The organism is Paenibacillus sp. PL2-23 (assembly GCF_040834005.1).
In the GTDB taxonomy this organism is placed as follows: Bacteria; Bacillota; Bacilli; order Paenibacillales; family Paenibacillaceae; genus Pristimantibacillus.
In genome coordinates this window covers 1266733-1280201 of the sequence record NZ_CP162129.1, presented here as the reverse complement: position 1 = coordinate 1280201, position 13469 = coordinate 1266733, and the positions used below count along the sequence as shown (strand labels likewise).

6 protein-coding genes and 2 rRNA genes are annotated in these 13469 nt (G+C 51.3%); all 8 read right to left on the bottom strand.

Annotated features, from left to right (window positions below):
• Positions 1–74: 74 nt before the first annotated feature.
• The 8 genes from AB1S56_RS05450 to AB1S56_RS05415 all read right to left on the bottom strand — a co-directional run bounded on the left by AB1S56_RS05450 (position 75) and on the right by AB1S56_RS05415 (position 13275).
• Positions 75–197 (bottom strand): hypothetical protein, encoded by a 123-nt coding sequence (locus AB1S56_RS05450; RefSeq protein ID WP_367903434.1) that lies wholly within the window; start codon positions 195–197, stop codon positions 75–77.
• Positions 198–257: 60 nt separating this feature from the next.
• Positions 258–374 (bottom strand): 5S ribosomal RNA (rrf, locus tag AB1S56_RS05445).
• A gap of 179 nt (positions 375–553) precedes the next feature.
• Positions 554–2100, bottom strand: a 16S ribosomal RNA gene (locus tag AB1S56_RS05440).
• Positions 2101–2526: 426 nt separating this feature from the next.
• Positions 2527–3429, bottom strand: a complete 903-nt coding sequence (gene sigJ / locus AB1S56_RS05435) for an RNA polymerase sigma factor SigJ (protein ID WP_340872117.1) — start codon at positions 3427–3429, stop codon at positions 2527–2529.
• 14 nt (positions 3430–3443) lie between these two features.
• Positions 3444–4625 carry an FAD-dependent oxidoreductase gene (locus AB1S56_RS05430; RefSeq protein WP_340872119.1) on the bottom strand — a complete coding sequence of 394 codons (1182 nt, stop codon included), beginning with the start codon at positions 4623–4625 and terminating at the stop codon, positions 3444–3446.
• A 66-nt stretch (positions 4626–4691) separates the two neighbouring features.
• Positions 4692–5744 carry a glycoside hydrolase family 88 protein gene (locus tag AB1S56_RS05425; RefSeq protein ID WP_340872120.1) on the bottom strand — a complete coding sequence of 351 codons (1053 nt, stop codon included), beginning with the start codon at positions 5742–5744 and terminating at the stop codon, positions 4692–4694.
• Positions 5745–5818: 74 nt separating this feature from the next.
• Complete coding sequence (locus AB1S56_RS05420) at positions 5819–7102, bottom strand: DUF4038 domain-containing protein (protein WP_340872121.1); 1284 nt, start codon at positions 7100–7102, stop codon at positions 5819–5821.
• Positions 7103–7170: 68 nt separating this feature from the next.
• Positions 7171–13275: a DNRLRE domain-containing protein gene (locus AB1S56_RS05415; RefSeq protein WP_340872122.1), complete on the bottom strand. Its 6105-nt coding sequence runs from the start codon at positions 13273–13275 to the stop codon at positions 7171–7173.
• Between the last annotated feature and the right edge of the window lie 194 nt (positions 13276–13469).

The following is a 13469-nucleotide window of genomic DNA, read 5'->3' as shown; positions in this document are numbered from 1 at the left end:
GCTGCGACAGGATTTGTATCTTACCATGTCTACTCGACTTCTGCAACAAGAAAATGTTGGTTCATTCGACATATTCATGACAAGAAAAATCCGCTTGGCGACGTCCATTCCGCACCGATTGCATCAACTTCTCGAATGACTTCGAGGTCGGCATCGGAGACTTCATTAAACATCGGTTCAGCTTCTTGAGTATTCATCGATCAAGTTTCCGATACTCTCCCAAGGGAGAGATAAGTCGCTTCATCTATGATATACCCGCTTGGCGACGTCCTACTCTCCCAGGACCCTGCGGTCCAAGTACCATCGGCGCTGGAGGGCTTAACGGTCGTGTTCGGTATGGGAACGCGTGGATCCCCTCCGCCATCGCCACCAAACGGCTAGCGTTTTTCGTTGATTCCGCATCCTGAATGACTTCAGAAAATACGCAACCATGCTGTTGAAAGATCAATTGATCCTTCAAAACTGACAACGAGCGAGCAACTTCCTGCCTGAGAGTTGCTTGTGGAAACCGAAGTTTCCTTATCAGTCATCATCGTGACTGAGTATTCCTTAGAAAGGAGGTGATCCAGCCGCACCTTCCGATACGGCTACCTTGTTACGACTTCACCCCAATCATCTACCCCACCTTCGGCGGCTGGCTCCCTTGCGGGTTACCCCACCGACTTCGGGTGTTGTAAACTCTCGTGGTGTGACGGGCGGTGTGTACAAGACCCGGGAACGTATTCACCGCGGCATGCTGATCCGCGATTACTAGCAATTCCGACTTCATGCAGGCGAGTTGCAGCCTGCAATCCGAACTGAGACCAGCTTTGATAGGATTGGCTCCACCTCGCGGTTTCGCTTCCCGTTGTACTGGCCATTGTAGTACGTGTGTAGCCCAGGTCATAAGGGGCATGATGATTTGACGTCATCCCCACCTTCCTCCGGTTTGTCACCGGCAGTCACTTTAGAGTGCCCACCCGAAGTGCTGGCAACTAAAATTAGGGGTTGCGCTCGTTGCGGGACTTAACCCAACATCTCACGACACGAGCTGACGACAACCATGCACCACCTGTCTCCTCTGTCCCGAAGGAAAGGCTCATCTCTGAACCGGTCAGAGGGATGTCAAGACCTGGTAAGGTTCTTCGCGTTGCTTCGAATTAAACCACATACTCCACTGCTTGTGCGGGTCCCCGTCAATTCCTTTGAGTTTCAGTCTTGCGACCGTACTCCCCAGGCGGAATGCTTAATGTGTTAACTTCGGCACCAAGGGTATCGAAACCCCTAACACCTAGCATTCATCGTTTACGGCGTGGACTACCAGGGTATCTAATCCTGTTTGCTCCCCACGCTTTCGCGCCTCAGCGTCAGTTACAGCCCAGAAAGTCGCCTTCGCCACTGGTGTTCCTCCACATCTCTACGCATTTCACCGCTACACGTGGAATTCCACTTTCCTCTTCTGCACTCAAGTCAACCAGTTTCCAGTGCGAACTAGGGTTGAGCCCCAGCCTTAAACACCAGACTTAATTGACCGCCTGCGCGCGCTTTACGCCCAATAATTCCGGACAACGCTTGCCCCCTACGTATTACCGCGGCTGCTGGCACGTAGTTAGCCGGGGCTTTCTTCTCAGGTACCGTCACCTTGAGAGCAGTTACTCTCCCAAGCGTTCTTCCCTGGCAACAGAGCTTTACGATCCGAAAACCTTCATCACTCACGCGGCGTTGCTCCGTCAGGCTTTCGCCCATTGCGGAAGATTCCCTACTGCTGCCTCCCGTAGGAGTCTGGGCCGTGTCTCAGTCCCAGTGTGGCCGATCACCCTCTCAGGTCGGCTACGCATCGTCGCCTTGGTGAGCCGTTACCTCACCAACTAGCTAATGCGCCGCAGGTCCATCTGTAAGTGACAGATTGCTCCGTCTTTCCCGAATCGGCCATGCGACCAACTCGCGTATCCGGTATTAGCATTCGTTTCCGAATGTTATCCCAGTCTTACAGGCAGGTTACCTACGTGTTACTCACCCGTCCGCCGCTAAGTTACCCCCGAAGGAGTAACTCCGCTCGACTTGCATGTATTAGGCACGCCGCCAGCGTTCGTCCTGAGCCAGGATCAAACTCTCCATAAAAGTGTTTGACTTGCTCATTAACGTTTGTTGCTTTATCTATTTAATGCTTACGAAGCAGTTTTGCTTCGCAAAACTTTAAACAGGGCAGTTTCGCTCGTTGTTCAGTTTTCAAGGAACAATGTTTTTCATTCATGCCGTTTTTCAGCGGCGATTAATATCTTATCACGTTTGTCATTCAAAATGCAAGTCTTTTTTTAAAAAGAATTTTTACTGCATTTTCAATGGTTACATTCGCTAAAGATTATTCACTCCAGTTATCAACGACAAGAATCATATCTTAGCATACCCCTAATATGAAATGCAACTACAAATTCAACAAATTCATAATACAAAACGAAAACAACATAAAGGCGGCTGCTTCAAGAAGGTTAGTGTGCTGTCGTGAATGATCGGGCAAGTTAAATAAAAAGGAGTCCCAGCGTCTGCCTACCTAAAGTTACGGAGCTTATCGGGATTGCGAATAATGTAAATTCGGCGGAGGGATTGACCCTGGGCTTGAAGCATGACCACGGAATCGATTTGTCCGCCCACCAGAAAAACGATCCCCGTCTGGCCGTTAATCTCCCGGAACTCGAAGCTCATCGCTTCATGATCAGGCTGGGACATTTTCCGGAAAATGCCCAAAAGAAATGCCATGACGTACTCCCGGCCCGCAATTGGCCGAACGGCCGCGGACACCTTCCCTCCTCCATCGGAGACGAGCACGATATCGTCAGAAAGCATGTCGATGATTTGCTCCGTTTGATCCTGTCCGAAAGCGGACACGAATTGACGTATCCACGCTTCCCGCTCATTCTTGTTCCGCCCCTGCTCTCCGATCTCCAGATTTCCTTCATTAAGCTTACCCTTGGCACGGCTGAACAGCTTCCGGCAATTCATCTCGCTTTTGTCAATGATTCTTGCTATACCTGCATGGTCGATGCCCAACGCCTCACGCAGCACGAACACCGCTCTTTCTGCGGGGGACAGCTTCTCTAGAAGCACCATTGTCGCATAAGACAGCAGTTCGTCACGCATGATTTGCTCCAGCGGTCCGTCCTCCGACGTCGGGACCGGCTCGGGCAGCCATTCTCCAACATATCGCTCCCGCCGCTTGCGGGCGGATTTGTGAAGATCGCGGCAGCGATTCACGACCATTTTGCACAAATAAGCCTTGGACTCTTCCTTCAAGCCCGGTGGTTGTGCGTGGAATGCTTTGAGGAACACGTCCTGCACAACATCCTCCGCGTCGGACCACTCGCCTGTCATCTGATAAGCCAGCGTAAGCAGCAGGCCCCTGTATTGACTGTACAAATGCTCGATCTTCAGCGCCTCCGTTTCAACCCGCATACTCTCATATTTCATTATAACAAGCTGGCTGTATCCCAAGTAAATTGTTTGATCCGCCAGCCCAATTTGCCAGTGATGACGATATCGAGCCCCCACTTGCGGACCCAAGTCAAGCCTTTGTCTGGACCTAGGCCTATGCAGAACGTTGTCATATAGCTCTGGTGCACAGGCGCGCGGCGTCCCTCCTGATCGGCCAGGATGACCTTAGCTAATCTTGCCGCCTGAGGAATCGCTTCCTTGCAGGTGCTCCCATCCGGCTGTCCACTGGCTGGATCTACAACTCGGGCACAGTCTCCGATGCTGTACACGCCATGTATATCCGCCACTCTGTAGCTAGTATCGACAAGTACGTAGCCCTCCGGAGTAACGGGCAATCCAATCGAGCGCAGCTTGGGATTGGGCAACAGCCCAAGCGTCCAGATGCAGAGTCCAGCCGAGCGTTGCCCTCCGTCCGACAGCCAGACAGTACCGTCCCTCTCTTTCATCACACGGGTATCGTGTATGACGCGAACCCCCATGTCCCGAAGAAGATGCTCCAGCTTCATCGCGACCTTGGAGGGGCCCTCGAGGAACAGCCGCGGCTGGGCATTGTAGAGCTCGATACTGACGCCTTCCGGATCCAGACCTATTGCCTTCGCGTCCTGCCGTGCATAATAGGCCAGCTCTGCTGCCGTCTCCATGCCGCTGATTCCCGCTCCCGCAATCACTATTCGCAACATTCGTTCACGTTCCTCAAGATCAGTTTCCTTCGCTGCCTGAACAAGCCGAGCCTGCCATTCCCTGCGAATGCGCTCGGCGTTCTCCAATGATGAGAGCGCGATACCCCCTAGCTCCGGAACGGGCTGACGAATGACGCTTCCTGCCGCAATAATCAATCGATCGTAATGCAGCATGCCTTCCTCTCCCGTGTCAGTAAGATAAACGAGCTTCCTCTCTGGAGAAACAATTCGGCAGGCCGTCCCCTGGAGCAATTCGACGCCCTCAGGGAACAGCCTCTTTAGCGGAACTCGAATGTCCTCATTTTTGACAGCGGGCCTAAACATCAGCACTTTACGCAGATGATAGGGATTAGGGTCGATCAAGATGAGGCGCAGCGCGTATTGATCCATTTTATTTTGGAACGTTTTGCGCAGCTCCTTCACGGTGTGTATCCCTGCGAAGCCTGCTCCAACTACTGCAATTGTCAATGTTTGCATACGACCACTCTCCCACTATATGTTACTTTCGCATATAGAACGAGAGAGGGATTGGATTTGTGACAGCTACCAGAAAACAGAGCTTCCTCCTTGCAAGCGTAGCACGGCCTCCATGAAGAAATAATCGCCCCAAATCCCCCCGGCAAACTCACCGTTTGGTTTAGGCACCCGGATTATGGTCTCGTCCGTATCCTCCCACCTGGAATACGGCTCCTTACAGACGGCATTCACCATCTCGACAGCGGCTAGACGATACGTTTGACCTTTATTGCCCGTAACCTCTGCCAATTCCAACAAGCCGCAGGCAACAATGACGGCAGCTGTCGGATCCCGTTCCGTATCACTTCCAATCCCCTCTAGCGCACGAAAATCCCATACAGGCACGCCATCGCCTCCCAGCTCCTGCAAATACCGGTCAGCCACCTTCTGTGCAGCTTCCAGGTAACGCTGCTCACCTGTATATCGGTATGCGAGCGCATAACCGTAGATCTGCCATGAGGTTCCTCTGGCCCAGTAGGTGCCAACATCTGCCGCGCATTGATTGCGTTCGCCAAGAGGCTTGCCCGTTATTGGATCAAAGCCGTAGGCATGGCTAACCGTGCCGTCCTCTCTGATAATATAAGCAATATTCGTATCCGCATGAGCATTGGCAACATCCCGGTAATACAGATGGCCCGTTTCCTGCCAAGCCCAATACAGGAGAGGAAGGTTCATCATGCAATCAGCAATCATCCATCCGTGAAAGCTGCCCTCCGCTTCGTCCATTCGCCCCCATGCCTGAATGTAGCGACCGTTCAGCTTAAACCTCTGAGCCAGCACATCAGCGGCTTTGATTGCTGTTTCACGCGCTGCCGGGTCTCCCGTCAGCTTATAAATGGCGATAGAATATAATGAATACAAGAATCCCAGATCATGCATAGTTTCTAAGGGACGTCCAAACACCTTTTCCCGATACAGCGAACTATACCCGTACAAATGCTCCAAATATCGACGTTCCTTGGTCAGCTCATACGCATAGGCAACCATACCTGTAAAAAAAGAATTCGTCCAATGATATTGATTCAGGAACTCATCCTTCTTATCGGAATATTGTCCGTTCCTAGCAGTTACAGGAAACACAACATGTCCAAACCGCTCTATATTTCTATCAATCTTTTGCAAAAATTGAGATACACTTGGTACGCTGGCGTTAATCAACGGTGGCACGCTCCCCTCTTCGCAATAATCAGAACATCCGAATTAACGGCATTCATCTTCACATTCGTCACTCCATTGTCCCACCGCCATTGCGGCTCAATTGAACGATGAGTCTCCAGCTCTATCATTTCTATCTCATATCCGCTGAAATCCACCTTCAACAGCAGTCTATGGCTGTAAGGGACGTATATGACAATGAGATCGTTACTCCCAGAAGCCGCAATGCGAATTTCTTCATTCTCCTCTTCCAGCAGCTCTTGCTTTGGAACGAGTTGTTGCATCTGATAAGCTTGAAACAACCTCTGCCCAAACGAATAATCTGACGCGCCTGGGAATTGAATGGCCTCCTTCCAAGCAAACGGTGAATTGAAGGGATGGATCAGACGATCTGGTCCCTCGCCCCGATGGAATGTATACATACCGTATGCCCCATAAGCAATGCCAGCTGAAGCCCCCGCTAACACACTCTGCCAGAACGCTTTCCGTACATCGAATCGGTGAAATCGGCCGTATCTCCCAATCATGCCCATGCCTTCATAACAAGGCTCGCCGTTCATAATCGGCTTTCGTTCCGGCAATTGTGCAAAATATTGTGCCAGCGTATAAGCAGAATGTTGACCCTCCAGTCTATGGCCGGACTGATACATATAAAAGTCTGCCTCCCTGGCGATGGGAGTGGAATATTCGTTTAGACCATGCTCCCCGTACAGATGCAAGGTCGTTAACGTCTCGGGGGCTAATCGTTTCACCGTACGGTGCACCCTCATGACAGCTTCTGAGGCAGCAGGCGAATTGAAGTCGGTATCCCCGCAGACCGGAAATACACTCACATACGGAGCTAGAGCTCGGACTGTTCGTTCAACATACGGCTCAATCGCATCAAGAGGCATCACTAAAGTTTTGGCGTAATTGGCATATTCGGTATCCGGTATGAACTGGCTCCACGTCAGCCACAGCATCATGACCATATCAAATTCTTCAGCGCCGATACGCACGAACCGCTCCGCCTTCTCAAAAAACGAATCATTTAGCGAATAGAAATCCAGCGTTGCAGCATCTAGCAGCTGAAAGGGGTATTCCTTGCCTAGCTCCACCATCTGCTCAGGCAGCATAATCAATTGCACGGCGTTGAAGCCCTGCCGCTTGCGTATAGCAAGATATTGTCTCCACTCGGATTCAGTCAGATTATACAGCGCGCACCATGCGGTGTCAGACAATAGAAAAAACGGTCTGCCGTTCCTCATAAACCCAGTTTTGTCCGGGCTGATCTCCAGTCTCATGCTTTTTCCTCCATAATTGAAGTAGGGCAGAAGGCAGCTTCCTCCTTCTGCCTGCAAAAGGTCAATCGTTAAATCAACTCAGCTCTTTGCAGCAGCCGATGAATCAGCTCGGCAGCCTCTGCTCTGGTCAGCCACACTTGCGGTTCGAGCTGTGAGCCCCACAGCTCCACTAACAGTCCAGCCTGTGCTGCAGCTTGAATGTTAGGCAGCGCCCAAGCGCCCGCCATATCCAGATCAACAAATTGGTTCCAATCTAGAGTCGAGTGTTCTTCCTTCAGCCGTTCCTGGATACCCTCCATGCGTAAGACCCGCGCCATAATTGTCAGTGCCTGCTCTCGCGTTATGCGGTCGTTTGGACGGAAGGAGCCGTCCGTGAAGCCCTGAATCATTCCAAATTGATGGGCGGTATGAACAACAGAGCTGTACCAATTCGAAGCGTTCACATCTGTGAAAGCTTCTGCTTGCTTCTCCAGCTTGAGACCCAATCCTCTCACAATAATCGCTGCAAATTCAGCGCGTGTCACTTGACCGCTCGGTGCGAACCTAGCTCCTCCTACACCATTGACAATCATTCTAGCCCCCATATCCGTGATGGCTGCTTCGAATGGATGGCCTTCAATATCCTCGAATGTCCTCTGGCCGCCAATAATGGCATAGGTGCTGTTGGATTTCGAGCTGATCACAGCGTAAGCTTTGCCGTCCAGCCTTGTCCGTTTGGTTGGCACATGCCGCCAAGAGCCATCCGGCTCAAGCACGACACCTGTCGTTAGTTCATCCGCGCTGATGCCTTCAGGAAGCTCTATAAGGCGTTCTACATAACCGCTGAAGGCTGAGATTTCCTGCTTGCTGCTGCCATAGCTCGCCTCGACCCGGAATTGAACAGGAGGCGCAAGCAATTCAAAGCCTCTCTTCTGGGCTGACGCCGCAGCCTCTTGATGAATGGAATCGCTGGCTGTGGACACTTCGATAGAGATCTCGATTTCTTCCAGCTTTATATCCTTGCCAAGCGAAGAACGAAGCTTCTCGAGGCCAACCTCCTTCACCGGCAGCTTATATACGGCATTGCCTCTGTGTACCTCCAGAATCGTCTCCTGGAGCTCCGTCTTGGCAAGTATATCTCCCTTGAGGATGGCGACAGCCGAGTCGGCGCCCTCCTTGAAGGGGAGTACAAGCGACTTGGGAGTCCCCTTCGCCGCAATCAAGGCGTCCAGCTTTTTGGCGTCCAGCGTTACGGTGGTTATCTTGCGGCTGCCCAACGTTTCACTGTTTGTCTCGCCCAAGAGCTCCAGACCATCCTTCTCCTTCTCGCCACCGACAATAATCGGAAGGACTGGCACCTGCGGTTCTTGTGGCTCCTGCGGTTCCTGCAGCTCCAGCGGTCCATACTTAAAGTTCGTTATGGCAAGCCGATCACCTGACATCGCATAGAACACCGCGTACCCTCTATCCAGCAAAGGCTGATCCTCGTCCAGCCATTCATACAGCAATTTCCCATCCACATAAACCTGGAGCCTTGCAGCATCCCCTTCATTCACAACACCAACTTGAATAAGATGATCCTTACCGCTAACGACCTTGCCAGTCGTATCAACGGTATCGTATTTCTTATTGGCCGTTTGGTTCTTAACGGGATCGTATAAGAACTTCTGAACCTCCATCTCATTTTCCTTAAAAGCAACCAGATAACCCTGATCTCCCCTGTTCCACAATGGTATATCGTAGCTCTGGCCGCGCATGACGATTCCTGGCCATGCCCCTTCCGCAAGCTCCGCATTCATGGTAAAGGAGAAAAACTCATCCTTAAATTTTTTGACTTTGTAGCCGGCTCTCGCATTGGCTCCGGACAGCTCGAAGCCGCCTTCGACAGCAGTCATCTGTGCGCCATCCGTAACATGCCACTTCTCTGTTGCCAGCGGTCCGAATGACAGGTCGGTTACGCGCAGCGGCTGGCCAGACATCGCATAGAACACCGTATAGCCTTCCTCCATAAGAGGATTGTCTTCGTCCAGCCATTCGTAGATGAATTCCCCGTCCACATACACGTACAGACGTGCTGCTTCCCCTTCATTCCTAACACCAACCTGAACATAATGATCTTCTCCGCTGATGATCACACCCGGAATATCAATTGCTTCAAACTTGGCATTGGTCGTCTTGGACGTAGACGAATTGTAAATGAACTTCTGTATTTCCATTACATCCTTCTTAAAGACTACCAAATAACCCTGATTGCCGGTATTCCACACGGCTGTATCGTAAGTTGTGCCCCGCATGACGACTGCCGGCCATGCATTGCCCTCAAGGTCTGCGTTCATCGTGAAGGAAATCGTCTCATCCTTCAGCTTCTGCGCCATATAGCCCGCTCTCGCATTGGCTCCGGACAGCTCGAAGCCGCCTTCGATATCAGTCATCTGTGCGCCATCCGTAACATGCCAGATGGGCTGAGCACCTGTGGCCGTTACGGTAATCTCGTCACTTCTTGCAGATAGGTTGCCAGCTAGATCCACAGCAGCTATTGCATATTTGTATTGGGAATCAACTATTAGTCCCGTATCTGCAAACTGCGGTTCAGCTGTAAATGCTATCTTTACTCCATCCCGATAAACATGATAGCCGAGCAGTGAATGATTGTCGGTAGACGCCTGCCATTGCAGTGTCGCAGTTGATATTGTCACATCCACTGCCTCCACATTGGCAGGCACTGTCGGAGGCTGCTTATCCGCAGGTCTGCTCCAGCTTAATGTCGGCGCATGGCCGCTGGCATGCTCTCTGCTGTCGAATACAACAGCTTCATCGCCTTCCGTCGCCGCTGCAATCTGGAAGCTGATGGTCTCCTGGCCTGCCTCGATCGCTTCCTGAACATATTGGGCTACGTCCCATTGGTACCAACGCGCCTCTGAGCTGGAGATATCAACACGACTCCATTCGTCTCCACCTGCTGGGGCATTCACCCAGGTCAGCCCTGATTCTGTCCAGTCCTCGGCGATCACGCCATGAACAGCTGCGGTCACACTCTGTTCCGATTGAGCTTCAAGGCGGCCAAACATCTTCAGAACTGCACCAGATATGTCGCCAGCCAGCTCGCTAATATCAAATTTCACATAGGTATTGCTCGTGTTGGCAGCTTGATTGGCTTGACTAACTCGTAATTGGTCGGTGGAGCCATAATTGCTCTCCTGATGGGACTGATGAGACTGCACATATCCATCTGCTAATGCCTGCATTGGCATTGGCGTCACCCGATGATCAATAACCTGGAACTCATCATTGCCCTGCAAGCTGTACAAGACCAGTTGACCCAGATCATCCATAGCTGGCGCGCTGGTACGGAACCCGTAGTCCTCCGCAAGCTGTATCTCGCTCTTGCCGACTGGCGTTACCCAGACATCATAGGTCTGGCTCGCTAGATCAGCTTCAATTCTGAACCGATAACTGGTGTTGGATGAATAGGTGAATGGAACCAGCGAAGTATACGTATCCGCATCTCTTACATCCATGTATCCACCAGGATTCAAGCGAATGATCATCGAGATGTTGTCGTACCCTTTAATCGTTGTTGATGAATCGCTATAAGCTACGACCGCATTAATATTGTCAAATAGCGGGATCAGGCCGAATTCGATTAATAATTTATTGTCCGTATGATGAACGCCCAGTTGATGGATATCATCTCTGTTCCAGCTCTGTTTGGAAGACAATACCTCAGCAACACCTGATTGGTTAACGGTTACATAGATGCTGTCACTTTGGGTTGTGCCAAACTTATTGCTTACCTCTGCATAATACTCATAGGTGCCATTAGCTCTGTACCATAGCACCGTCGAAGCCGACTGCGGCTGAGGTGTATTGGAGATCAGCTGCTTGGAATCGACAACGATCCCATTCTCGTACAGTACATATTCCGAGCCGTTTGTCCCTTCCGGCATCACCATCTCAATGCTGTAATCCCCATTGCCGTCCGAGTTGTCATGATTCAATACCGGCTTCGCGGGATTAGCATCGGTGACAGTAATCGTCAACGTCTCGCATGAGCTCGATCCATGCTGATTGGCCAATTCACAGGTATACGTGTAGGTGCCGTTAGCCCGGCCGGGAATAATCGTCTGGGCTGTCTGTATGCCGGAGCTCTCGTCTGCAAGCAATACAGTATCCAGCAGCCTCCCGTTTTCGTACAGACGATAAACCGCGCCATTGTTCCCGTCGTTTTTGTTCATGCTCAACGTGACATAACCGTCAGACAAGCTGGTGCCATTCGTGCTTGCACTCGTTAATACCGGCAAACCAGGAGCACCTAGAGCGCTATCCTCCGCCGCTCTGACCAACCATAGCGTGTAGATCTGCTCCGTAATGCCAGAAGGCGAGGCAACCGTTACTTCAATTTTATTCGTTCCAACCGCCAGCTCTACGTGCAGACCGCTTCCTGTAACAGATGTGCCATTCACCTTGACAATCGCTTTATCGTATTCCGCTTGAGGCACAACCAGGACTGAAGTCGCAGTGTGATCAACAATTGCCGAATATGTGTTTGTCGTAGCGTCAAATGCTGGACCAAGCTCACCAACACTGATGGTTAGCCCGCTTAATTTCGTGTTGTAGGGATTCGGCAAGTTAGGGTAAGGCCATACATCCCCCATATCCCCGAACATAAATAACGTGCTGGCGAACCCTCCATGCCACGTATATCCTGGTTGAGCATGGAAGCCGACTGCGTTAGATGGATACGAAGCCATTCCGTTACGCTTGCGAAGAGACGTATCGTGCAAATCCTTGTCCTGATAGTAACGAGCAGCCAGCATCGTCGTATAGGATTCGCCAACCTTCCCTGTAGAAGTGCCGTTAATCGGCGACCCATTCCAGGTACGATTGTAGGTTCCATCGTAATATCTCATGACTGTGCGATTAGCGTATCGTATATCCTTGAAGCCCTCATCCAGATCGTAGGCCAGATTAGGGTTCGGGTCGCGCTCATTGATGTCCTCAATTACCTGGCTGCCGCATGCCCCTGCCGTCGTCTGAAAGTCATATAAATCGTAATCTCCTGTTCTGGCCAAATGCTCAGCCATCCAGGTGATGGACGCCACCTGATTCGTACCGTAGGAAAGCGCGATTTCACCGCCTTGATACCCCCGCATAAAGTCTGCCATTGCTCCAAAAGGGTATATGGTGGTATTCAGTACGTCCCGTGCCGCTTGCTTGCTGACATCAATAATTTCCTCAAGTGTCCTGCCTGGATTGCCGCCAGACGGCTCATAACCGTGATCCTTCAAATAAATAGCAGCTGGAACGGCAAATTCAAATAGATGGATAGCCCGATTATTGGCTCGCAGGTTAACATGATACGTTTCGATCCCTCCGTCGAACAGCTTGGGATCGCTGTACCACCAAGGATCCGCGCAGCCGTCGGCGGAATAATCGTTGTTGTATCGCTCCGGCCAAGCCTCGTCGAAGGAGCGCGTGCGATCATCGACGAACAAATCCGCCGCGTGGTACAGCCAATTGTCGAATATGACATTTTGCTCCTCGGTAAGTGCCTCTCGGCCAATATAATCGCGTGCGTAAAGCAGCTTCTCCAGCACGGCCGCAATGGCGAAGCCAGGATTCAAATCCCAGTTGACCGAAGGATCATTGCTCCAGCGCGTACGATTCGAGAAGTCCATATCGGGATGAGTGATCGTTGTCAGCAGCTCCGCAGCTACCTCGGCACGCACCTCGTCATCGTCCATAACGAGCGCATAGAATGCTGCGTCACGCAATCTTGTACTATGTGGATGTGACGGGATTTGCCACGGCTGCCCTCCATTAGGAGCAGCGAATATGACTGCACCGGATTCATCTACGGCAGCTGTGCTTGTCGTCTCTCGCCCAGCGGCGGGATCCACTAAAAATTGCCGGGTGCTGGACACGATACGATCCCAGCTGCCTGGTGAATTTGGCGCGACATCGCCGATCGTTTTATAAGGCCCGTTTTTGGCCCGTTCTCTCCAGATCTCAAGCTCTTGCTGAGTAACATGCAGCCCTAGACGGACTGGACCTTCCGTCTCGTTTATCATTTCACTGGCTGATGCTGTATCGCTGGCTTCGGGCAGCATCCATCCCGTCTGGAGGATGAGTGCCACCAGCAGAAGCTGACAGATCGCTTTTTTAACCCTTCTCTTTGTTGAGCGATTGATCATGGTAAAGCCTCCTCATTTGGGGTTATCGATAACATTTCAACGCTTAAACGCCCCTTTTTAACCACAATAGAATGTATAAGTTTTCGAGTATTCGAAAACGGAAATTCTATTTGGCGATAAATCCTACATCTAAACGCGGTCGCTCGTCTCAATTCCAAAAGCATAGATTATGGCTGATGTGGAGCATGCGGCGC

What these genes read in the sequence shown, in the direction of transcription:
- AB1S56_RS05415 (WP_340872122.1), bottom strand. Translation starts at nt 13,275, where the DNA reads ATGATCAATCGCTCAACAAAGAGAAGGGTTAAAAAAGCGATCTGTCAG.
- AB1S56_RS05450 (WP_367903434.1), bottom strand. Translation starts at nt 197, where the DNA reads ATGAATACTCAAGAAGCTGAACCGATGTTTAATGAAGTCTCCGATGCC.
- sigJ (WP_340872117.1), bottom strand. Translation starts at nt 3,429, where the DNA reads ATGCGGGTTGAAACGGAGGCGCTGAAGATCGAGCATTTGTACAGTCAA.
- AB1S56_RS05430 (WP_340872119.1), bottom strand. Translation starts at nt 4,625, where the DNA reads ATGCAAACATTGACAATTGCAGTAGTTGGAGCAGGCTTCGCAGGGATA.
- AB1S56_RS05420 (WP_340872121.1), bottom strand. Translation starts at nt 7,102, where the DNA reads ATGAGACTGGAGATCAGCCCGGACAAAACTGGGTTTATGAGGAACGGC.